Source organism: Amorphus suaedae (genome assembly GCF_053629675.1).
This window is the reverse complement of sequence record NZ_JBRJIT010000001.1, coordinates 2488134-2510431: the sequence shown is the minus strand read 5'-3', so window position 1 is coordinate 2510431 and position 22298 is coordinate 2488134. Positions and strand designations below refer to the sequence as shown.

At 68.2% G+C, this 22298-nt stretch carries 23 protein-coding genes; 13 read left to right on the top strand and 10 right to left on the bottom strand.

Annotated elements, in window-relative coordinates; genetic code table 11:
• Positions 1-226 precede the first annotated feature (226 nt).
• Entirely contained in the window at positions 227-811 is a 585-nt protein-coding gene (locus tag AB7M35_RS11245) for an invasion associated locus B family protein (RefSeq protein WP_453959781.1), read from the top strand.
• 12 nt (positions 812-823) lie between these two features.
• Here the strand turns inward: AB7M35_RS11245 and ampH are convergent, their stop codons facing one another.
• The 5 genes from ampH to dctP form a co-directional block, all read right to left on the bottom strand.
• Positions 824-1954 (bottom strand): D-alanyl-D-alanine-carboxypeptidase/endopeptidase AmpH, encoded by a 1131-nt coding sequence (gene ampH / locus AB7M35_RS11240; protein WP_453959780.1) that lies wholly within the window; start codon positions 1952-1954, stop codon positions 824-826.
• 143 nt (positions 1955-2097) lie between these two features.
• A complete protein-coding gene (locus AB7M35_RS11235) occupies positions 2098-2838 on the bottom strand; it encodes an SDR family NAD(P)-dependent oxidoreductase (RefSeq protein ID WP_453959777.1) in 741 nt (246 codons plus the stop codon).
• 43 nt (positions 2839-2881) lie between these two features.
• Positions 2882-4180: a TRAP transporter large permease gene (locus tag AB7M35_RS11230; RefSeq protein WP_453960705.1), complete on the bottom strand. Its 1299-nt coding sequence runs from the start codon at positions 4178-4180 to the stop codon at positions 2882-2884.
• Between the two features lie 12 nt (positions 4181-4192).
• Positions 4193-4726, bottom strand: a complete 534-nt coding sequence (locus AB7M35_RS11225; RefSeq protein WP_453959776.1) for a TRAP transporter small permease — start codon at positions 4724-4726, stop codon at positions 4193-4195.
• A 20-nt stretch (positions 4727-4746) separates the two neighbouring features.
• On the bottom strand, positions 4747-5733 hold the full coding sequence (gene dctP, locus AB7M35_RS11220) for a TRAP transporter substrate-binding protein DctP (protein WP_453959775.1): 987 nt from the start codon (positions 5731-5733) through the stop codon (positions 4747-4749).
• Between the two features lie 305 nt (positions 5734-6038).
• Between dctP and AB7M35_RS11215 the strand changes: the two genes are divergently transcribed.
• From AB7M35_RS11215 to AB7M35_RS11205, 3 genes are read left to right on the top strand one after another with little or no spacing between them, the layout of a single operon-like run.
• Positions 6039-6545, top strand: coding sequence for a 4-hydroxylaminobenzoate lyase (locus AB7M35_RS11215; protein WP_453959774.1), 507 nt, complete (start codon positions 6039-6041; stop codon positions 6543-6545).
• A complete protein-coding gene (locus AB7M35_RS11210) occupies positions 6535-7128 on the top strand; it encodes an NADPH-dependent FMN reductase (protein WP_453959773.1) in 594 nt (197 codons plus the stop codon). Before AB7M35_RS11215 ends, AB7M35_RS11210 begins: the two co-directional genes overlap by 11 nt.
• Before the next feature lie 11 nt (positions 7129-7139).
• Complete coding sequence (locus AB7M35_RS11205) at positions 7140-7787, top strand: flavin reductase family protein (RefSeq protein ID WP_453959771.1); 648 nt, start codon at positions 7140-7142, stop codon at positions 7785-7787.
• A 38-nt stretch (positions 7788-7825) separates the two neighbouring features.
• Here the strand turns inward: AB7M35_RS11205 and AB7M35_RS11200 are convergent, their stop codons facing one another.
• From AB7M35_RS11200 to AB7M35_RS11185, 4 genes are all read right to left on the bottom strand, one after another.
• Positions 7826-8797, bottom strand: coding sequence for a helix-turn-helix transcriptional regulator (locus tag AB7M35_RS11200; RefSeq protein WP_453959770.1), 972 nt, complete (start codon positions 8795-8797; stop codon positions 7826-7828).
• A 369-nt stretch (positions 8798-9166) separates the two neighbouring features.
• Positions 9167-10867, bottom strand: coding sequence for a dihydroxy-acid dehydratase (gene ilvD, locus AB7M35_RS11195; protein WP_453959769.1), 1701 nt, complete (start codon positions 10865-10867; stop codon positions 9167-9169).
• A gap of 308 nt (positions 10868-11175) precedes the next feature.
• Complete coding sequence (locus tag AB7M35_RS11190; protein ID WP_453959767.1) at positions 11176-12342, bottom strand: PQQ-dependent sugar dehydrogenase; 1167 nt, start codon at positions 12340-12342, stop codon at positions 11176-11178.
• Positions 12343-12547: 205 nt separating this feature from the next.
• Positions 12548-12898, bottom strand: a complete 351-nt coding sequence (locus tag AB7M35_RS11185) for a hypothetical protein (protein ID WP_453959766.1) — start codon at positions 12896-12898, stop codon at positions 12548-12550.
• Positions 12899-13247: 349 nt separating this feature from the next.
• Here AB7M35_RS11185 and AB7M35_RS11180 point away from each other — a divergent pair, with 349 nt between their 5' ends.
• Positions 13248-15086, top strand: coding sequence for a c-type cytochrome (locus tag AB7M35_RS11180; protein WP_453959765.1), 1839 nt, complete (start codon positions 13248-13250; stop codon positions 15084-15086).
• Between the two features lie 153 nt (positions 15087-15239).
• Entirely contained in the window at positions 15240-16475 is a 1236-nt protein-coding gene (locus AB7M35_RS11175) for a serine hydrolase domain-containing protein (RefSeq protein WP_453959764.1), read from the top strand.
• 72 nt (positions 16476-16547) lie between these two features.
• On the opposite strand, the gene pyrF is transcribed toward AB7M35_RS11175, so the two are convergent.
• Positions 16548-17282: an orotidine-5'-phosphate decarboxylase gene (gene pyrF / locus AB7M35_RS11170; RefSeq protein WP_453959762.1), complete on the bottom strand. Its 735-nt coding sequence runs from the start codon at positions 17280-17282 to the stop codon at positions 16548-16550.
• A 124-nt stretch (positions 17283-17406) separates the two neighbouring features.
• Here pyrF and hisB point away from each other — a divergent pair, with 124 nt between their 5' ends.
• From hisB to coaA, 7 genes are all read left to right on the top strand, one after another.
• A complete protein-coding gene (gene hisB / locus AB7M35_RS11165) occupies positions 17407-18003 on the top strand; it encodes an imidazoleglycerol-phosphate dehydratase HisB (protein WP_453959760.1) in 597 nt (198 codons plus the stop codon).
• Between the two features lie 64 nt (positions 18004-18067).
• Complete coding sequence (locus tag AB7M35_RS11160) at positions 18068-18592, top strand: DUF2628 domain-containing protein (protein WP_453959758.1); 525 nt, start codon at positions 18068-18070, stop codon at positions 18590-18592.
• Positions 18589-19239 carry an imidazole glycerol phosphate synthase subunit HisH gene (gene hisH / locus AB7M35_RS11155; RefSeq protein ID WP_453959755.1) on the top strand — a complete coding sequence of 217 codons (651 nt, stop codon included), beginning with the start codon at positions 18589-18591 and terminating at the stop codon, positions 19237-19239. The genes AB7M35_RS11160 and hisH overlap by 4 nt, the downstream gene beginning before the upstream one ends.
• On the top strand, positions 19236-19967 hold the full coding sequence (gene hisA, locus AB7M35_RS11150; protein WP_453959752.1) for a 1-(5-phosphoribosyl)-5-[(5-phosphoribosylamino)methylideneamino]imidazole-4-carboxamide isomerase: 732 nt from the start codon (positions 19236-19238) through the stop codon (positions 19965-19967). The genes hisH and hisA overlap by 4 nt, the downstream gene beginning before the upstream one ends.
• Before the next feature lie 78 nt (positions 19968-20045).
• Positions 20046-20819: an imidazole glycerol phosphate synthase subunit HisF gene (hisF, locus tag AB7M35_RS11145; protein ID WP_453959750.1), complete on the top strand. Its 774-nt coding sequence runs from the start codon at positions 20046-20048 to the stop codon at positions 20817-20819.
• A complete protein-coding gene (locus AB7M35_RS11140) occupies positions 20816-21175 on the top strand; it encodes a phosphoribosyl-ATP diphosphatase (protein WP_453959749.1) in 360 nt (119 codons plus the stop codon). Before hisF ends, AB7M35_RS11140 begins: the two co-directional genes overlap by 4 nt.
• A 111-nt stretch (positions 21176-21286) precedes the next feature.
• Positions 21287-22240, top strand: coding sequence for a type I pantothenate kinase (gene coaA, locus AB7M35_RS11135; protein WP_453959747.1), 954 nt, complete (start codon positions 21287-21289; stop codon positions 22238-22240).
• Positions 22241-22298: the final 58 nt, after the last annotated feature.

The following is a 22298-nucleotide window of genomic DNA, read 5'->3' as shown; positions in this document are numbered from 1 at the left end:
GCGCCCGGGCGGGCGACATTTTCCCGACTCCTTCGTGCGCGCCGAGTTGCCGTTTGCACGGCCGCCGGTCGGGTGCCCGTCGGCGGCGCGACCGATCGGCGCGCGCCAAGCTGATCGATCCGGTCGGGATTTTCCCGCGGCCGGAAAATGGTCTAGAGCATCGTCTGACAGATCGGGTCGATCGGAACGGCAACGCGAGGGGAACGGCATGGCAAGGAACGCCGGGTTGAACGAAGCACGGAACGCGACGGGTACGGAGCGCGCTGCACGGCTGCGCATGGCCGTGCTGGCGCTGGTGTCGGTGCTGAGCCTCGGGCTTGCCGCCCTGCCGGCCGCCGCCCAGGAGCAGCCGGCCGAGCCGGCGCCGGATGCGGCCGTCACCGCGTCGCCGACCAACTCGGGCCCGCCGCCGTGGTCGGCGCGGTGTTCGTCGGCCAGCCGCGATGCCAAGCTGGACTGCCAGATCGAGCAGCGCGCCGTCGTCACCGAGACCGGCCAGTTGCTGCTGCTGGTGACCATCGGCGTGCCGGGCGAATCGCGCCAGCCGATGCTTTCCATCCGCACGCCGCTGCAGATGTTCCTGCCGGCGGGCGTCCGCGTCGACGTCGACGGCCGCAACGCCCAGAAGCTCGACTATCAGACCTGCGACCAGCAGGGCTGCTACACCCGGGCGCCGATCTCCAACGCCCTGCTGGAGGCGATGTTCAAGGGCCTGAAGCTGAACATCATCATCGAGTCCATCAACCGCCAGCAGCTGACCGTGCCGATGTCGCTGGAGGGCTTCACCCAGGTCTACAACAGGGTGCGCTGACCCTGCTGGCGTTCAGGGCTGGGCGAGCTGGCCGATGAGCGCGTTGACGCCCTCGGCCATGGCGCCGGCGGCGTCCAGGTTGAATTCGTTGATGGTGACGAAGGCGCCGACGCCCGTCCCCGGCGCGAACGCCAGGTAGGAGAAGTTGCCCTGCCGCCCGCCGGCCTTCTGCAGGATGGTCGGCCGGTCGGCGGTGCGCTCCATCACGATCCAGCCGAGGCCGAGCGCGTCCATGTGGCCGGACTCGTCGAGGCCGTAGACCATGTCGAGCACGTTGCGCGGGATGTACGCCACCTGGTCGAGAAGCCGCAGCTCGGCCTCCACCGGGGAGAAGCGGTCGAGCTGCCACGCCGCCCAGCGCAGGATGTCGTTCGGCGTCGACAGCAGCCCGCCGGTGCCTTCGATCCGACCGGAGGTCGGGGCATCCGCCATCGGGGCCCCGTCGAAGCCATGTCCCTGCATGACGTTGGAGAGGTCATCGGGAAGCTCGTAGGTGGTGGACGTCAGCCCGATCGGGTCGAGCACGCGCTGCTTGAGGAGTTGGCGATAGGGCGTGCCGCTCTTGGCTTCCAGGGCGAGCGCCAGAAGGTTGAAGCCGAAATTGGAGTAGGAAGCGCTCGTCCCCGGCGCGAACAGCAGCGGATCGGTCGCCAGGTCCGCTTTCATCGCCTCTTCGGTCATGGTGGAGAACGGGTCGTCCTCGGACCCGGGCGGTACGGCCGCCTCGCGCGGCAGGCCGCTGGTGTGGGTGGCGAGCTCGATCAGGCGGATCTGATGCCCGTCCCGGCTCGGGATCTGGATGTTCCAGTCGATGGTGGACTGCAGCGTGTCGGTGAAGCCGACCGTGCCGTCTGCCACGAGGCCGGCCAGCGTGGCGCCCGTGAAGGTCTTGGTGATCGAGCCGATCCGCAGCAGCGTGTCGCCGTTCGGCGCCTCACCGGTGCCGTCGCGGCGCTCGCCGAAGCCGCGCACGACGATCTCGCCATCGCGCACCACGCCGAGCACGAGGGCCGGCACGCCGTACTGCAGGTGCATGAACGCGCCGGTGTTTTCCACCACGGTCACCAGGAACGGATCCTCGGCGCGCGCCGGCGCGGTCGCGGTCAGCGCCACCGCCACTGCAAGTCCAAGCACAGGTCTCATGCGATTTCCCCCCTTTTCCCGTCGCGGGCTGCCCTGGACTCTATAGGGCGTGGACCTCCCGAACGCGAGGCGGGCGTCCGGAATCGGCCGCTGAGGCCGGACGGGGCTTCCGGTTCTGCGCTGTCGTCGGGCGGGAGGAGGGGTCAGTCGAAGCCGCCGTCGATGGGCAGGAAGGCGCCGTTGATCGACCGTGCCGCGTCGGAGGCGAGGAACACGATGGTGCGTGCCACTTCCTCGGGCTCGACGAAGGCCTTGGTGGCCTGGCGGCCGAGATAGACCGCCTCGGCGTCGGCGACGGGCAGGCCGTTCTTCTCGGCGAACGCCTCGATGACCGACTGGATACGCGGACCGCGCACCGAGGCGGGCATGATCGCGTTGACGCGGATGCCGGCGGTCGCGACCTCGCGAGCGAGCGAGGCGGTGAAGCCCAGCACCGCCCACTTGGAGGCCGCGTAGGGCGAACGGTTCGGGTAGCCGATCTTGCCGGCCACCGAGGACAGGTTGACGATGGTGCCGCCGCCGTCGGCCGTCATCTGCGGCACCACCAGCCGGCAGGCGAGGAACATGGCGGTGACGTTGACCGCGAAGGTCAGGTTCCACTCGTCGGGGGTGATGTCGGGCACCGGCGCCGTCGGTCCGGAGACGCCGCCGTTGTTGACCAGCACCGAGACGGGCCCGGCCGCCGCCACCAGCGACTCGATGTCGTCGGCGCGCGCCAGATCGCAGCGTACGAAGCGGCCGCCGATCTCGGCGGCGACGGCCTCACCGGCCGCAACGTCGATGTCGGAGACCACCACCTCGTAGCCTTCCCCTGCCAGCGCCCGTGCGGTGGCGGCGCCGATGCCGGAGGCCGAGGCGGTGATCAGGGCGCGCTTGGCGAGCATCGGGAGGGTCCTTTCAACGACGGCACTTCAAATGCCTCGTCCGCTACATCAGATTCGGCAGCAGCGTGACAAGGATCGGAAAGACCGCCATCAGCGCGATTCCCACGATGTACAAGGCGACGAAGGGCCATGACGACCGGTAAATGTCGGTCAGGCTCAGATGCGGCGCGGTCGATTTCAGGACGAACATCGCATAGCCGAATGGTGGGGTGAGCGCGCCCAGACTGATCACCACCAGGAACAGCATCCAGAACCAGATGGGATCGAAGCCGAACGCCGACACCGCCGGGGCGTAGATCGGGATCATCACCAGCATGACGGCGATCTGGTCGACGAACATGCACAGCAAGAACGGCACCGCCAGCATCGCGATCAGCATCAGCGGTCCGCTGAGATCGGCGGAGACGATGGCCTTCGTCGCCGTCGACATGGATCCGGTGAACCCGAGCAGCTGACTGAACAGGGTCGCCGACGCCATGATCACCATGATCATGGCCGTGATCTTGGCCGTCGAGAGCAGCGATTCTCCCAGCATGCGAACACCGAGATTGCGGTAACAGGCGGCGGTCAAGATCGAACCGACGACCCCGGTGGCGCCGGCCTCGGTGGGCGTGGCGATGCCGAGCAGGATCAGCCCCATGACCATGAAGATCGTCGCGGCGAACGGCAGGAGAACGACCAGGGCGCGGACCTTCTCCCGGAGCGGCACGCGCCCCGCGTTCTCCACCTCGTCGGGGGCGAGGCCGGGCCGGATCTTCGCCATGACGATGCAGTAGGTGAAGAAGATGATTGAGAGCAGGATCCCCGGCAGGATGCCGGCGATCAGGAGCTTGGCGATGGAGATGTTGGCAAGCGTCGCCGCCAGCACCGCGAGGATGCTCGGAGGGATGATGGGCGCCAGTCCGGCGCCCGCCAGGATGGTGCCGGATGCCATCCGCCGGTCGTAGCCAAGGCGTTCCATTTCGGGCAGCAACGTGCGGCCCAGCATGGCTGTTACCGCCATGGCCGAGCCGGACAGCGCGCCGAGGATGCCGCCGAGCACGATGGTGATGACGAACTGGCGGCCGGGCACGCGGCCGATCAGCTTCGCGACCGAGGTGAACAGCACGTTGCCCGCCCCGGAGCGGAACAGAATCTCGCCCATGAGGATAAACGCGGGAATCGTTGCCAGCGAGGCGGACGTCGTGGTGTCGTAGATGCTGTTGGCAAACAGACCGAAGGCGGCGGTGCCGAATTTCAGGACCACCCCGACGACCGAGATCAGGGCGAACGCGACGAAGACGGGCAGTCCCAGAAGCATCAAGGCCAGCAGGCCGCCGACTGCCAGAAACAGGATGGCCACCGAATCCAAGGGCTACACCTCGAAGCCGGGCCGGGCCGGAGCGCCGGTTCTGGGGAGCAGGACGAGGCTCTTCAGGTACTGACAGCCGGCGAGGGCGAAACCCAACGCGATGACGACGGTCAGGATAGCCTTCGGCACGGGGTGATTGCCCATGGTCATGGTGCCGGAAAGAACCTGGCGGTGGGCCACCATCGCGCAGATGACCGCCACCGCGACGCAGGTCAGGCAGGCGACCGTCAGGAGCACGACATTCAACGCCCGTGCCGGACGCTCAGGCAGGCGCTCCTGGAGCAGCGTGACAGCCACGTGTCCCCCTTCGGCGGCGACCTTCGGCATGGCGAGGAAGATCGACAGGGAGAGGACGATCGACACAAGGTCGTTGGCCCAGGTGGTGGGCGCGGAGAAGACGTAGCGGGCGACGATCTCGTAGAGGTAGGCGGCGATGAGTACGGCCGTTCCGGTCGCGGCCGCATAGATCATCGCATCGCAGGCGAGATCCAGCCCAGACCCGATACGGCCACCGCGCATCGCCGGAGATCCCCTCATCGCCGCCCGCTCCCATCTACCTAGTCGGTCATGCCATTCTTCTTCAGCATCGCACGGAGATTTTCGGCGTCCGCCCCGGAGATGCTGCTCGCGAGGCCCCAGACGCCGTCCCGCCAGATCTGGTCGAGGTTCGCCTTCTGGCTTGCGCCGAGATCGGTGTACTTCGCGCCGGCCTTCTCCATCGCGTCGAGTTCGGCCGAGGCCCGTTCGGTGAACTCCTGATAGGCCGCCTTCTCCAGATCGGCGCCGGCCTTGAGCATGATGGCCTGGTCCTCGGCGGACAAAGCATCCCACTTGTCCTTGTTCATGAAGATCTGGTGGGTGACGACCCCGAAGGTCGGTCGCATCATGTACGGAGCCACCTCGTACCATTTGAACTGCAGCGGGCCGAAGATCGGCCAGACGGCGCCATCGACGACCCCGCGATCGAGGGCGGAGTAGATCTCGGCCGGCGGCAGCACGACGGCCGATCCGCCCAGCGCCTCGATCAGCGGCTGATAGATAGGCGCGGCGCGGATTTTGCGACCTTTCAGGCCCCCGTCCTCGCCGATTGGCTCCTTCAGAAGGATCATGAACCCCTCCTTGCCGGAGACCGGAAGCGAGATGAGCTTCAGGCCGAGCTTGTTGTACTGGGCATCCACCGCGTCCCAGGCGCCAACGTCGCGGCGCTTCTGCGGATCGCCGTCGGTCGCCTCCAGCCCAAGCGCGATCCCGGTCGTGCCGGTGTGGTAGGCCGGGTGGGTGAAGACGAGGTCGAATACGCCGGCCGCAACCGGCTCCAGCTGCTCGAACGGCGGCACCGTCTCGGGCCCCCGGAGCTCGATCGTCATCTCGCCGTTGGAGGCCTTCTTGACCGTGTCGGCGAAATCCTGCGCGACTTCGATGACCGGATAGGTCGACGACCAGCTCGTCAGCATCTGCATATCGGCCGCATCGACATGCTTCGGCAGCGCGATGGCCGCCAACGCGGCCAGGCTCAGCGCCGGGATCACCTTGTTCATCTTCATGCGCTCGGTCCTCGTTCCGATCGGGATGACAGACAGCCGATGGGGCCGCGCGGTCTCGATGAGAAACGGAGTCCCCAAGCCAAAACACCAGGCCCGGCGTTCCGCATCGACCTCGACCGGCCCCGACATCACCGCCATCAGGCATCCCGGTTTCCCGGCCCGCAAGGCCCGAGCAGGCCTTCAAGCCGGGGGGCGTCGATTCTCCGTCAATTTGGCGACGAACAGGTCAATCTCGCGCAAACCGGCACCTGCGCGGGCAATAGCATTGCGGACAATCCGGCCTGATCGAAACGGAGAGCCCCCAGATGATCAGCGACACCGACCTGCCGACCGGCGCGCACAAGCCAGCCCTCATCTCCCTGCTCGACGAACTCATTGCCTACATCGGCTCCAGCCCGCTCGATCAGGATCTCGAAGCGCGGCTGAACACCGAGTACGGGCCCGGCACCCCCACCTTCCAGGAGATGAAGCGCCTTTTGCGCGTCGGCATCGAAGAGGATTGGGCCTGCTACCAGGTGATCGACGGTGACAATTATCGCCGTGGGCGGCTGGGCGCGTCGGCCGATGGCGTGCATGACTTCGTCATCGAAAGCGCCCGCCTGAACGACGTGAAGGGCAACTACCACACCCATCCGCTGGGGGAGATCAACATGATCCAGCCGGTGGACCCGACCAGCCAGTTTTGCGGTTCGGGCGAGGGCTGGAAGGTGTTCGCTCCGGGAACCAGCCACTACCCGACGGTGACGGGTGGGCTCTGCACGTTCATCTTCCTGCTGCCCAAGGGCGAGATCGAATACCACCATGAAAAATGAGCCCCAGAGCAGAGACGTCGGCGCAAGACGCGTGCTGGCCTTCTCCGGAAGCGAGCGCCATGGATCCTGGAACGCGCGCCTCCTGAAGCTGGTCGTCGGCGAACTTGAAACGCATCAGGTCGCCGTCACGGAGGTGTCGCTGCGCGCGCTCGCGCTGCCGATCTATGACGGTGATCTGGAGGCCGAGGAGGGCGTGCCCACGGCCGCCGCCGACCTGCGCCGCCTGATCGGCGACCACGACGGGCTGCTGATCGCCTGCCCCGAGCATAACGGCTCGGTGACAGCGTTGCTGAAGAACGCTCTCGACTGGTGCTCGCGTCCGGTGGGCGACGAGGTCGCGCTCGCCCCCTTCCAGATGAAGCCCGTGCTGATCGTCGGCACCTCCGTCAGTCCATTCGGCGCGGTTCGCGCGCTTGGACATCTGCGGGCCATCCTCGGCAAGATGGGCGCCATGGTGGTGCCGGAGGATCTGGCGGTTCCGCATGCGCCAGCCGCCTTCGCCGGTGACGGCTTTGCCGCGGAAGCGACCAGTGCGGCGGCGGCGCGCGCCGTCAGGGCCTTCGCCGGCCTCCTTGACGACTGAGAAGAGCACTCATGGCCCATATTTCCCTGGAAGACCTCACCGATCGCCAGCGCTACTGGCTGATCACCGGCAGCGTCGGACCACGACCCATCGGCCTCGTCACAACCCTGAACGCCGCCGGCATGTGCAATGCGGCGCCGTTCAGCGCCTTTAACTACATGAGCGAGGTGCCGGCACTGATGATCATCGGCGTGGACCGCTACGGCGACGAGAGCCATCGCCTTGGTGAGCGCAAGGACACCCTCGCCAACATCGAGCTTCACAAGGAGTTCGTCGTGAACATGGTCGACGAGCCGATCCTGGAGAAGGCTGTCCTGTGCGGTTCGGACCTTCCAGCGCATCTCTCCGAGCCGGAAAGCGTCGGCTTCACCCTGGAGCCGTCCACCCAGGTCGCGGCACCGCGGATCGGCGAAGCGCCGATCGCATGGGAGTGCCGCCTCTTCGACGTGATCGAACTGACGGGCACCCGCTCGCTGGTGCTCGGCGAGATCGCGGCGATGTATTTCCGCGACGACCTCATCGACCTCGACCGGATGCGCGTCCATGTGGATCGCTTTCATCCGATCGGGCGGCTTGGCGGACCGACCTATTGCCGGTCCGACGATCGCATGGTGGTTCCGGTGCCGGCATTCGACAAGACCGGCACACCGCGCGTCTGACCCCACGCCCGCCACCCGGCCGGGCGGCAACGTCCGGGTCAGTGGGACCGGCTCGGGAGCCGCGGTGCGGCGGAGCCGGGAGCAAGCAGGCCCGGTAGACCCTCAGGCGCCGAGGCGCTTTCCTTCGCCAGGCTGCGATAGCGACCGGGAGACACGCCGAGCAGCTTGCGGAACACGGCGCCGAAGGCGCTCTGGCCGGCGTAGCCGACCTGCTGCGCGATACTCGTGAGCGACGCGTCGGTGGCGACGAGCAGCCCGCAGGCGACCTCCATCCGCTTCTGCGCCTGCCATCTGAGCGGTGGCACGCCGGTGGCACGACGGAACGCCCGGCACGTATGCTCCACCGAGCGATCGATCAGCTCCGACAACTCCTCCAGGCTGACGGTGCGATCGAGATTCTGCTCCAGATGGGTACAGATGCGCCGCACCTGCCAGGGCGCCATCTCCCCGCCCTGGCCTCGAGGCGCCTGCTTGCCAGACCAGTGGCGTTGCAGCAGGCGGAGCGCGATCAGGTTGGCCCGGCTTTCCATTTCGAACCGGGTCGGCCGGTCGCCACCCTCGAAGGCACGCGCGACGTAGGCCTTCACCGCCTCGGTGATTTCGTCGTCCTCGTACATCACCCGGTCGATCTGGATCACCGTGCCGAAGTCTGCCGTGGGCGCGCCCAGACCGGCGGCAACGCGGCGGAAGAACGGCTCCGTCACGTAGAGATGCGCGAAGCGGATCGGCGAGGTCGCCACGAAGCGCAGGTCGCGGTGCGCGGGATGAACCGAAAAGCCGTTCGGCCGAAGCCGCTCTGCCTGGTGGGCATGTTCGTCGATACGCTGGACGAGCGCACCTTCCAGGCGCAGCGCGATCACATGGCAGGGCTGGTGATCAGGATGGCCGCGCGTGTCGAAGCCCTTCGGGGCGTTCCAGAGCGCGACCGGCATGGGCCAGGCCGCTTCCACGCCCGCCACGTCCAGCAGTTCGACCCCGTCTCTTCTGGGAAGTTGGTCCACCGAGATCACCTTGAACCTCACCGTCTGTGGCGCCGCCGGCGCCGGACCCCGCGAAACCTCTACCAACCTCCTGCAAGCGCCGGACCAGAATAGTTCTAGTTCCGGCTTTGAGAATACTGCCCATCGGACGCGTCTCCATTAGAGACGCAAACGACGTTCCGGAAACACCGTTTCCGCGTCGACAGCTGGTTCAGCGGCTCGCACGTCAGATCGTCGACTCAGGCAGGCCTTGGGTGGCAATCCGAAACAGCTCGAAGCACTGCCCCCGATGCAGGACTTGCCGACGCCGCCCTCTTTCGTGCCGGTCTGGCCTGGGCTTCAAACGCGACCGGCCTCGATGCGCGCCGACAACGGCCGTGGGAGGTGGGGGGCTCCCCCTCACTCCGCCGTCAGGTCGGGCCAGGCGGCGGGGCCGTCGTGGGTGACGGCGCCGTGGTTGGCCTGGCCGACGAGCTTGGCGTACTTGCCCAGCGCGCCGGCGCTGTGGAACGGGGTGCGGGGCGTCCAGGCGGCGCGGCGGCGCTCCATCTCGGCGTCGTCGATGAGCAGGTCCAGCTTGTGGCGGGTCGCGTCGATGAGGATGCGGTCGCCGTTCTCCACGAGCCCCAGCGGCCCGCCGGTGGCGGCCTCCGGGCAGACGTAGCCGATGCACATGCCGCGGGTGGCGCCGGAGAAGCGGCCGTCGGTGATCAGCGCGACCTTCTCGCCCATCTGCTGGCCGTAGATCAGTGCGGTCACGCCGAGCATCTCGCGCATGCCGGGCCCGCCCACCGGGCCCTCGTTGCGGATGATGAGGACGTCGCCCTCCTCGTACTGGCGCGCGTTGACGGCCTTCGCGCAGTCGTCCTCGCTCTCGAACACCCGGGCGGTGCCCTCGAACGTAAGCTTGGTCATGCCGGCAACCTTGAGGACGGCGCCGTCGGGGGCGAGCGAGCCCTTCAGCACGGCGAGGCCGCCGTCGGGGCTGATGGGCGTGGCGGGCGAGCGGACCACCTGTCCATCCGGCGCCGGGGCCCGCCCGTAGGTCTCGGCGAGCGACTTGCCGGTGACGGTGAGGGGCGAGCCGTCGATGTGGCCGCTCTCGATGAGCGCGCGGATGATCACCGCGGTGCCGCCGATCTCGTAGACGTCCTTGGCGTGGAAGCGGCCACCCGGGCGCAGGTCGCCGATCAGCGGCGTGCGGGCGAACACCCGGTCGACGTCGTCCAGGTCGAAGGCGATGCCGGCCTCGTTGGCGATCGCCGGCAGATGCAGCGCGGCGTTGGTGGAGCCACCGGTCGCGGCCACGATCGCCGCGGCGTTTTCCAGCGAAGTGCGGGAAATGATGTCGCGCGGCAGCGGGCCGCCGCGTTCGAGCATCTCCATCACGAGCCGGCCGGCCTGGCGCGCGAGCTGGGCGCGCTCGGAATAGACGCCGGGCACCATCGACACGTTGGGGAAGGAAAGGCCGAGCGCCTCGGAGACCATCGCCATGGTGTTGGCGGTGAACTGGCCCGCGCAGGCGCCGATGGTGGGCTTGCAGGCGCGCTCCAGCCGCGCGAGGTCGGCTTCGGACATGTGGCCGGTCTGCACCGCGCCGACGGCCTCGTAGGCGTCGAGCACGCTCACGTCCTTGCCGTCGAAGCGGCCCGGAAGGGCGGCGCCGCCGAAGATGAAGATGCCCGGCACGTTGCAGCGGACGATGCCCATCATCACGCCGGGCAGTGTCTTGTCGCAGCCGCCGAAGCCGATCAGCGCGTCATAGGCGTGGCCCTGGACCACCGCCTCGATGGAATCGGCGATGATCTCGCGCGAGACGAGGGAGAACTTCATGCCCTCGTGGTTCATTCCGACTCCGTCGGAGACGGTGATGGTGGAGAACTCGCGCGGCGTGCCGCCGGCTTCCTCGACGCCGGCGCTGGCGGCCTCGACCTGGAAGGCATGGGTCATGTTGCAGGGCGTCTGCTCGCCCTTCATGGAAACGATGCCGACCATCGGCCGGGCGATCGCGTCGTCGTCGAGGCCCATGGCCCGCATGAAGGCCCGGTGGGGCGTCCGATCGATCCCCTGCTTCGTGACGTCCGACCGCATGCGCTTCATCCGTGTGTTCCCCCTGCATCACGCCGGTTTCAGCTCGAATCGCCTGAAAACCCGGACCGTGATCGACTCCGCTACCGTGCCGCGGTCTGCGCCGGAAAACGAGATCTCCGTTTCCCGGTCGTCCGAGGCAACATATTGATTCAAAGGCCCTTTCCGGACGGCGTGATGAGGCCGGCGGCTCGGGCAGGGCCCAGACGGGCGGAAACATAGAGCAATTGCAGGAAGCGTGGCGACCGGTTTTCGCAATGGCCGGCCGTGTGCGCCGGTGCGACGGCGGTGCGTTCGACAATCCGGCCGCGCGCGTCGCCTCAGCCCTTGGGCGGTGGCACCATGCGGAACACGCCGCCGCTCGGATGGTCGGTAAGCAGGTAGATCGCGCCTTCCGGCCCGACGGAGACGTCGCGGATGCTGCCGAGCTCGCCCTGCAGCAGGCGCTCTTCGCGGACGACCTCTCCGTTGCTCAGCTCGAGGCGCACGAGGGCCTGGGCGGTGAGTGAGCCGACGAACAGGTTGCCGCGCCAGTTGGGGAACAGCGCGCCGTCGTAGAACACCAGGCCCGTCGGCGAGATCGACGGGTTCCAGCCGTAGACGGCCGGCTCCAGGCCCGGCGTCGCGGCGCTCGGGTCCGCACCCTTGCCCGAAGGGCTGACGCCGTAGGAGACGCGCGGCCAGCCGTAGTTGCGGCCGGCCAGGTTGTGGTTGACCTCGTCGCCGCCGGCGCTGTCGTGCTCGATGGTCCACAGGGCGCCGCTGGCCGGATCCACATCGGCGCCCTGGACGTCGCTATGCCCGTAGGACCAGATCTCCGGCCGGGCACCGGACCGGCCGAAGAACGGGTTGTCCCTGGGGGCCTTGCCGTCGGGCGCGACGCGCACGACCGAGCCCAGGTGGTTGGAGATGTCCTGGGCGGATTCGGGATGGCTGCGCTCGCCGAGGGTGACGAACAGGTTGCCGTCGTCGCCCATCACGATGCGCGAGCCGAAGCTTTCGCCGCCGGTGACCTTCGGCTCCTGGCGGAAGATCACCTCGACGTCCTCGAGGCGGGGCGCGCCGGCGTCCAGCACCAGGCGGGCCTTGGCGGCGGCGGTTCCGGCGGTTCCGCCGTCACCCGGCTCGACGAAGGTGAAGTAGATGCGGTTGTTGGTGTCGAAGCCGGGGTCGACGATGACGTCGAGCAGGCCGCCCTGGCCCTCGGCGTAGACCTCCGGCACGCCGGAGACGCGCTCCACCGTTCCGGTGCCGGGGTCGACGAGATTGAGGCGGCCCGGCCGCTCGGTGACGAGGAAGGAGCCGTTCGGCAGGAAGGCCATGCCCCAGGGAAAGGCGAGGCCGGTGGCGACCGGCTCGATGACGAACGGTTCAGCCCACGAATCGAAGACCTGCTGCGCGGAGGCGGGAGCGGGCGCGGCCGTGACCGCCAGCGCCAGCATGGCGCAGAGCATGGTCCCGACGACGGTCCGTCGCGCCTTCTGCATGCATGTCTCCCCTGCGGTCCCGCCGGTGCTTCCGGCGCCGTTCGCGATCGGGTGGTGCACCTGATCGACGGGAAATGGACCCGGATTCAATCGGTTGAGCATCCCCTCGCCGATCGGAGCGGGCCGCTCCGGACGGGGACTGCTATAGACCGGAACGCGCAGGAAGGGGAGGCGGTTTCCTGTCGCGCCGCGGGAGCCCGGACGATCAGGCTTCGTCCTTGCGGCGCTCCTGGTCGGATTCCACCGTCTCGCGGAACGACCGCCAGGACACCACCACAACCGAGATCATCGTGCCGAACAGCAGCGTGGTCACGCCGCCGGCCACGATCCGGTGCAGGGTCGGGTCGGCAGCCACCTCGGTCGGGGCGGTGCCCGTCACGGACCGCGCGGCGATCGCGGCGTGGGCCGCCTCGGCGGGGGCGGCCTCCGCGATGCCGGCGGTCGCCAGGAGACACACGCCGACGACCAGTGCCGAGGCGATGACGAGGGTCTGAACGCGGCCGGAGAGGCGGAGCATTCGGGTCGCACGGTGCTTGGCGATTGCGAGGCGGGTCATCGGGTGTCTCCGTGGTTGGCGGCTCAAAACCGATGATCCGACTGTCGGCGGTCAATGGGACGGTGATGGGGGCGCGGCGGGACAATGCGCAGGCAACTTTGTGTCAATTTGGGCCACTCGGTGGCGCGCGCGCCTCACAGATTAAGCGGGAGTTAACGGTCGGCCTGCGAGCTTGTCGTCGGGGCGTAGAACTTTAATGATTTAAATCGGCGGGATGATCGACCATCATCGGGCCGGACCGACGGCCAGGCCGCCGGATGGGGCGACGACGATGGAGCCGGCATCGACCGGCGAGTTAGGGAAGGTCCCGGTCTCGACGCGTGAGGCACGGGCAGACGAGGGGCTTGGAATGATTCGACACACCCACGCGGCCACGGAACGGAGCACGCGCGCGGTCGCCGCGACGGCGATCGCCGGCCTTCTCCTCGGCCTGGCGACGGCACCGGTGCAGGCCCAGTCCTCGACCGCGACGCCCGCCCCGGCCGCCACTCCGGCGGCCCCCGCCGCGAAGCCGGCCGCCGAAGCGGCGCCGGCCGCAGCCGCCGCGCCCACCGCCAAGCCGGCCGCAAGCGCCGCCGACACGTTGATCGAAAAGGGCAAGTATCTGGTCACCGCGGCCGACTGCTTGCCCTGCCACACCGGCCCGGACGGTCCGGACTTCGCCGGTGGCCTGATGCTGGACACGCCGTTCGGCGGCATCTCCTCGCCGAACATTACCCCGGACAAGGCGACCGGCATCGGCTCGTGGACCGAGGAGGAGTTCTACAAGGCGCTGCACCTCGGCATCGGCAAGGATGGCGAGTATCTCTATCCGGCGATGCCCTACACCTCCTTCACCAAGATCACGAAGGACGACGTGGCGGCGATCTACGCCTACCTGCAGTCGCTCGAGCCGGTGAACGCGCCGCGCAAGCCGAACACGCTGACCTTCCCGTTCAACGTGCGCGAAGGCCTGGCCGCCTGGGACCTGATGTACTTCACGCCCGGCACGTTCGTGCCCGATCCGAAGCACTCCGATCAGGTCAACCGCGGTGCCTATCTGGTCGAAGGTCCGGGTCACTGCGCCGAGTGTCACACGCCGCGCAACCTTGCCGGCGCCATGAAGAATTCCGACATGCTCGGCGGCGGCAAGCTGATGGGCCAGCCCTATTACGCGCCGGACATCTCCGGCTCGCTGCAGGACGGCATCGGCGACTGGTCGGTCGACGAGATCGTCGACTACCTCCACACCGGCGCCGACAAGACCAAGGGCACCGTCTTCGGTCCGATGGCCGACGTGGTGACCCACTCGCTGTCGAAGCTCACCGATGACGACATCACGGCGATCGCGGTCTACCTGAAGCAGACCAAGGCCGAGGGCGACACCGGCACGAAGCTGGCCGACGGCACCACCAAGGCCGGTTCCGAGGTGTATCTGAACAACTGCTCCCAGTGCCACCAGTCCACCGGCCTCGGCATCCAGGGCGCGATCCCGCCGCTCGCGGGCAACGACGCCGTCATGGCTGGCGGCCCGCAGGACGTCATCACCGCGGTGCTGGGCGGATTGCCGGGCGAGGGCGCCTACGGCCAGATGCCGGCGTTCGGCGGCCAGTTCGACGATCAGCAGATCGCCGACGTGGTGAACTTCGTGCGCACCAGCTGGGGCAACGACGCTTCCGCCGATGCCACCGCCGACATGGTCAAGCGCCTGCGCGGAGAGGTGACGCCGACGGGCGCCGCCTCCCAGTCCGCCCGCGGCTTCGGCTGTCCGGCGGTGTCGGCCTCGGGCTCGCAGGACGCGATCCCGCTGCCGGCACAGGACATCATCAACGGCTTCGCCGGGGTGACCGACGCGGAGATGGCGAACCGCGTGGGCGAGGTCTTGCGCCTCGTGAAATCCGCCAATCCGGGCGCCCAGGACGCCAACATCGTCGACGAGATGGTCGCCGCCTACTGCCCGGTGGTGGCCGCCGATGCCGACCTGACGGTTTCGGAGAAGCACGCCCGCATCAACACCTTCCTCAAGGAGGTGAGCAGCCAGCTCGGTGTCGGCCAGCAGACCTCCGCCGACAAGATCCTGGTGCAGGTGCCGCTGTCGCAGGACGTCGTCAACGACGTCAACGCGGCGGCGAAGGCGGCCAACGAACAGCCGGACGCCTATCTCGGCAAGCTGATCGAGGATCAGGTGAAGGCGCCCGCCGCCAAGTAGGCGGGGCGGCCAGACCTGCGCCCCGCATTGACACTGAGCGCCCCGCGTCGGCCACGACGCGGGGCGTTTGCTTTTCGCGCAAGCCATGGTCGCGGCGGCCAACGGCACCGGACCGGGCAGCTCGGTGAGAGCTAATCAGTCGGACCTTTTCCCATGAAGCCTTTCTGGAAATGGATCATCGGGTTCGGGATCGCCATTCCCGTTCTCTTACTGGCTTTCCTTCTCGCAACCGGCGAAAGGGGGCTGTTTTCGAGCAACGGGCCGAGAGTACGCACGTCCTTTGAGCCCCGGGATGTCGCGACCTATCAGCTGACGGGGCCGGAGGCCGAACGGCTCGGCTGGTCGCCGGAACGCCTGGGGACCATGCTCGACTACCTGTCCCGGCTGAGCGCGGATGCGTTTGTCATCGTGACGGAGGGCGAGATCGTTGCGTCCCTCGGGCCCCTCGACACGGTCTACAGCATCCATTCCGTGCGCAAGGCCATGCTCAATGCCGTTGTCGGTCAGCATGTCGGACACAGGCCGACGGAGATTCCGCTCGAAGCGACGCTGGAACAACTCGACATCGATGACGCGCCTGACCCGCTCACCCCTTTGCAAAGGCAGGCGACGGTTCTCCATCTGGTCAGGAGCGTTTCGGGTATCAATCACCCGGCCGCGGCAGAAGGCGGCATGAACGCCGACAAGGACGAGCGCCTGGGGCACAAGGAGAACCAGCCGGGATCGGTGTGGGCCTACAACAACTGGGACTACAACGCGCTGACCACGATTTTCGAACGGCGCACCGGCCTCACCGTCGCCGAAGCCTTCAGATCGGGCATCGCCGAACCGCTCGGGTTCCAGGATCTCTCGGGGGATTCAGTCTCGTACAGCGTGGAGCCGGAACGATCTCAACACCGGGCCGCCGCCTTCAAGCTGTCCGCCCGCGATCTCGCCCGGTTCGGACAGCTCTATCTCGATGGCGGCGTCGTCGATGGGAAAGCCGTGCTGCCGGCGACGTGGATCGATCGCATTTCGGACGACTATGTGGAGACCGGAATCTCCGGGCTTCGCAGCGGCCATGGCTATCTTTGGTGGATTCCCGGACCGGACACGGGCCTTCCCGAGGGGAGCTTTTTCGGCTGGGGACTGGGGCAGCAGGCGGTTTTCGTCATTCCCGCCTGGGACACGGTCATCGTGCACCAATCGGATACGGGGGAGTTCATCAAGCGCTGGCTGAAGCTTCAACAGGAGGGCGTCGACGGCGATACGGCGCTCGAGCGGATCGTCGTCCAGTGTCTCGAGAAAGGTGCACAGACGATCGAATTCTGCAGGGAAGACAGGTTCACCAGCCGCAGGGAATTCGACACCCTGATATCTCTGATCGCCGCCGCGCGCATTGCGGAATAGGCGGAGTTCCCCAGGGGCCCGTCCCCGGTGGGGTCGCTCGTGTCGCGCTCCGGTGGTGGCTGCTGATCCTGACTAGAGCGCCGACGCGATCTCCTCGACGATGGTCTCCGCTGCGCGGCGTCGGTCGTCGGCTATGATCACCGGCCGGGCGACGACGAGGTAGTCGGAGCCGGCGCGGATCGCGTCGGCGGGCGTCATCACCCGTTTCTGGTCGCCGGTGGCCGCACCCGCCGGGCGGATGCCCGGGGTCACCAGCACCACGTCGTCGCCGAGCCGGGTGCGCAGGTCGGCCACCTCCAACGCCGAGCAGACCAGCCCGTCGGCCCCGGCGGCCACCGCCTTTTCCGCCCGGTGGGCGACCAGTTCGCGGACGCCCGTCGCATAGCCCGCCTCGATGAGGTCGCCGTCGTCCATGGAGGTCAGCACGGTGACGCCGAGGATCATCAGGTCGCGGTCGCGGGCGGCCTCGGCCGCCGCGGCGATCGCCTTCGGGTAGGCGTGCAGCGTCAGCATCGCCGCCCCGGTAGACAGGATCGAGCGCACGGCGTTGGCCACCGTGTTGTCGATGTCCAGGAGCTTGGCGTCGAGGAAGACGGTCTCGCCATCGTCGGCAAGGCGGCGGGCGAGATCCAGCCCGCCGGCATAGATGAGCTCCAGCCCGATCTTGTAGGCGCCGACCATGCCGCGGGTTTCGGCCACGGCGGCCTTGGCCTCCGCGACGCTCGGCAGGTCGAGGCCGACGATCAGGCGGTCCTTGGCATCCTTCGGCTTCAGGCGCATCGCTCGGGCATCCTCCTGCGGGTCCATCGGACCGGCGACCTCCGCCCGACAAAGGGGGCGTTAAGGCACCGGCGTCGCCATTCTTTTCATTCGGGCGGCGGGTTGATACAAGGCGCGGTATCAAATCTCCACCCATGAAGGGCTAGAGCAGGTGCCTCGGACCGCGAAGATCGTCCGTCAGACCAACGAGACGTCCATTTCCGTCGAGATCGATCTCGACGGACGCGGGCGGACCGCGATCGCGACCGGCGTCGGCTTTTTCGACCACATGCTGGACCAGCTGGGCCGGCACTCGCTGATCGACATCACGGTCAAGGCCGAGGGCGACCTGCACATCGACGACCACCACACGGTGGAGGACACCGGCATCGCGCTCGGCCAGGCGCTGCGCGAGGCGCTGGGCGACAAGCGCGGCATCACGCGCTACGCCGATGCCGCGCTGCCGATGGACGAGACGCTGACGCGCGCCGCGATCGACATTTCCGGCCGGCCGTATCTGGTGTTCCGGGCGCCGTTCTCGGCGCCGAAGATCGGCACGTTCGACACCGAGCTGGTGGCGGAGTTCTTCCGGGCGTTCGCCATGAACGCGCTGGTGACGCTGCACGTCGAGACGGTATATGGCGACAACAATCACCATATCGCCGAAAGCGCCTTCAAGGCGGTGGCGCGATGCCTCGGCGCGGCGGTGGCGATCGACCCGCGTCGGGCCGACGAGGTGCCGTCCACCAAGGGGCGTCTGGCCGAATAGGCGGACCGGCCCGGCCGCTCCGTTTCCGGACAGGCCGCGCAGTCGAGATCGAGGAAATCGCGACATGGCCGTGTACACGGTCCTTCTTCCACCCCCGGCCAGGGCGTCGGGCGTCGAGCAGACGGCGGAGCGCACGGTGTTCGTGCGCGACGGCTTCTCGTGGCTGGCGATGCTGTTCCCGGTGCTGTGGCTGCTGTTCAACGGGCTGTGGCTGCTGCTCCTCGCCTTCATCCTGGTGGCCATCGGGCTCGAGTTCGGGCTGTCGCTGATTGGCGGCCCGGTGCCGGGGCTCGCCGGCATGGCGCTCGCCGTGCTCTTCGGCTTCGAGGCGAACGGGCTCCGGCGCTGGGCGCTGATGCGGCGCGGCTACCGCTTCGCCGGCATCGTCAGCGGCGCCAGGCGGGTCGACTGCGAGCGGCGCTTCTTCGACAGCTGGCTCGCCGAGGGCGCCGTCGTGGCCGAGCCGGCGACGCCGGCCCGCGCGGCCCACGTCGACGGCCGGCCCGCCGCACGGGTGGCTCCGTCGCCGCTTTCTCCCGGAGATCCCGGCATCTTCGGACTGTTTCCCGACACAAGGAATGCACGATGAACGTCGTCATCGTCGACTACGGCTCCGGCAATCTGCGCTCCGCCGCCAAGGCCGTCGAGCGGGCCGCCAAGGAAGCGGGCATCGACATCGAGCTGCACGTCACCGCCGACACCGACCGGGTGGCGCATGCCGACCGCCTGATCCTGCCGGGCGTGGGCGCCTTCGCCGACTGCCGCCGCGGACTGGAGACCGAAGCCGACATGCTGGACGTGGTGCGCGACACGGTGAGCCGCGTCGGCGTGCCGTTCCTCGGCATCTGCGTCGGCATGCAGCTGATGGCCGATCGCGGCCTCGAGCACGAGGTGACGCCCGGCTTCGGCTGGATCCACGGCGACGTGAAGCGCATCGAGCCCGCCGACCCCACCCTGAAGATCCCGCACATGGGGTGGAATACGCTCGACGTCACCCAGCGCCATCCGGTGCTGGAGGGCATCCCGACGGGTCCGGACGGCTGGCACGCCTACTTCGTGCATTCCTACCACCTCGACGTCTTCGACGACGAGGACCTGGTCGCGACCACCGATTATGCCGGCCCGGTCACCGCCGTGGTCGCCCGCGACAACATGATCGGCACCCAGTTTCATCCCGAAAAGAGCGAGAAGCTCGGCATCGCCCTTCTCGCCAACTTCCTGAAGTGGAAACCGTGATCCTCTTTCCCGCAATCGATCTGAAGGACGGCAACTGCGTGCGCCTGTTGCAGGGCGACATGGCGCGCGCCACCGTGTTCAACGACAACCCGGCGAACCAGGCGGCGGCGTTCGCCAGTGCCGGCTTCGAATGGCTGCACATCGTCGACCTCAACGGCGCGTTCGCCGGCAAGAGCGTCAACGTCGACGCGGTCGAGGCGATCCTGGCGGCGGTCGAGGTGCCGGTGCAGCTCGGCGGCGGCATTCGCGACATGGCGGGCATCGAGGCCTGGCTCGGCCGCGGCATCACCCGGGTGATCCTCGGCACGGCGGCGCTGCGCAATCCGGAGCTGGTGATCGAGGCCTGCAAGGCCCATCCCGGGCAGATCGCCGTCGGCATCGACGCGCGCGGCGGCCGCGTCGCGGTCGAGGGCTGGGCGGAAACGGCGGAGACGCTGGCCGTCGACCTCGCCCGGCGGTTCGAGGACGCGGGCGTGGCGGCGATCATCTACACCGACATCGCCCGCGACGGGATGCTGTCGGGCCTCAACCTGGACGAGACGCTGGCGCTGGCCGAGGCCGTCGACATTCCGGTGATCGCCTCCGGCGGGCTCAAGGACATGGCCGACATCGAGGCGCTGGCGGCGCCGCGCATGGCGCGGCTCGCCGGCGCCATCGCCGGCCGCGCGCTCTACGACGGACGGCTCGATCCGCAGGCCGCGCTCGTCCGCATGAAGCAGGCGGCCTGACTTTCCGATCCGCCGGGGACATGCTCTAGTCCGGATGTCCCCGGCCGCACCCACACTGCAGCGAACAGGCAACACGACGTGCTGAAGACCCGCATCATTCCCTGCCTCGACGTCCACGAGGGACGCGTCGTCAAGGGCGTCCAGTTCGTCGACCTCGTCGATGCCGGCGATCCCGTCGAGGCGGCGATCGCCTACGACGCGGCCGGCGCCGACGAGCTGTGCTTCCTGGACATCACCGCCAGCCACGAGGAGCGGGCGATCCTGCTTGACGTGGTGCGGCGCACCGCCGAGGTCTGCTTCATGCCGGTGACCGTCGGCGGCGGCGTGCGCACCAACGACGACATCCGCCAGCTGCTGCTGGCCGGGGCCGACAAGGTGTCCATCAACACCGCCGCGGTGAACGACCGGGACTTCGTGCGCCGCGCGGCGGAAAAGTTCGGCAGCCAGTGCATCGTCGTCGCCATCGACGCCAAGAAGGTGAGCCGCGAGGGCGAGCCGGACCGCTGGGAGGTGTTCACCCACGGCGGCCGCCGCCACACCGATCTCGACGCCATCGAATACGCCAAGGAGGTCGAGGCGCTGGGCGCAGGCGAGATCCTGCTGACCTCGATGGACCGGGACGGCACCAAGGACGGCTACGACATCGCGCTGGTGAAGGCGGTGTCCGATGCGGTGACCATCCCCGTCATCGCCTCCGGCGGCGTCGGCGACCTGGATGATCTCGTGGCCGGCGTGCGCGATGGGCACGCCTCGGCCGTGCTGGCCGCCTCGATCTTCCATTTCGGCACCCACTCCATTCGCGAGGCGAAGGAGCACATGGCGTCCGCCGGCATTCCGATGCGCCTGACATGAGCGGCGCGACAGGCAACGGCTTCGATCTGGCGGCGCTTGCCGCCATCGTGGCCACCCGCGCGGCGGCCGATCCGGAGACCTCCTACACGGCGAAGCTCGCCGGTCGCGGTCCGGCCTACTGCGCCCGCAAGTTCGGCGAAGAGGCAGTGGAGGCGGTGGTCGCCGCCGTCGAGGGCGACCGCGACGGCTTGCGCAGCGAGGCGGCGGATGTTCTCTATCATCTCCTGGTGCTGCTCCAGGTGAGGGACGTCGCCCTTGCGGATGTCCTCGCCGAGCTTGAGCGGCGGACGGGCCAGACGGGCCTGGAGGAGAAGGCGGCGAGAGCCCCGTCCGGTCAGGCGTCGCCTGGCCGATAGGAAGCGGCTCCGGCCAACGTGTCCGGAGCCAGTCGTGGCCGTCGGGGATCGGAACGATCCGGGCGGGAAGATCGCCAGGCCGTGAGGGCCGAGCGGGCGTCGGACACAGTCATGGACACATCCAATCCGATGGAGCTTTCGCCCTATCGCGTCTTCTCGAAGGCTGAATGGGCGCGGCTGAGGGCCGACACGCCGATGACGCTGTCGGCGGAGGAGGTGCAGGAGCTCCAGGCGTTCAACGACCAGGTGGACCTGGAGGAGGTGGAGGCGATCTACCTGCCGCTGGCCCGTCTCCTGTCGATGTACGTCGAGGCCACCCAGGCGCTGCACGCCACCACCAACCGCTTCCTCGGCCGCAACGACGGGCAGATCCCGTTCGTGATCGGCATCGCCGGATCGGTCGCGGTCGGCAAGTCGACCACCGCGCGCCTGCTGCAGGAGCTGCTCGCCCGCTGGCCCACCAGCCCCACCGTCGATCTGGTCCCCACCGATGGCTTCCTGTTCCCCAACGCCGTGCTGGAGGCGGAGGGGCTGATGGAGCGCAAGGGCTTTCCGGAAAGCTACGACCTGAAGACGCTGCTCGCCTTCCTGCACGACGTGAAGGCCGGCAAGCGTCACGTCGAGGCGCCGGTCTATTCGCACCTGACCTACGACGTGGTCGAGGGCGAGCGGATCACCGTCGACCGGCCGGACATCCTCATCCTGGAAGGGCTGAACGTGCTGCAGACGAGCCGGCTGTCGCGGGAAAGCCGCGGCGTGCCGTTCGTCTCCGACTTCTTCGACTACTCGATCTACATCGAGGCCGACGAGGACGTGCTGCACAACTGGTATATCGACCGCTTCATGCGGCTGAAGGGCACGCGCTTCCACGATCCGCGCTCCTACTTCCACAAGTACGCCGACATTTCCGAGGAGGAGGCGCTCGCCTTCGCCAACGGGCTGTGGGAGCGGATCAACCTGGTCAACCTGCGCGAGAACATCCGCCCGACCCGGCCGCGCGCCGACCTGATCCTGTCCAAGGACACCGCCCACCGCATCGACACGGTGGCGCTCCGGAAGATCTGACGGGCTGGCATTCCGAATGCGGGCCGGGGAAGGGTGGCTGCGCCGCCCTCCGTTAGAT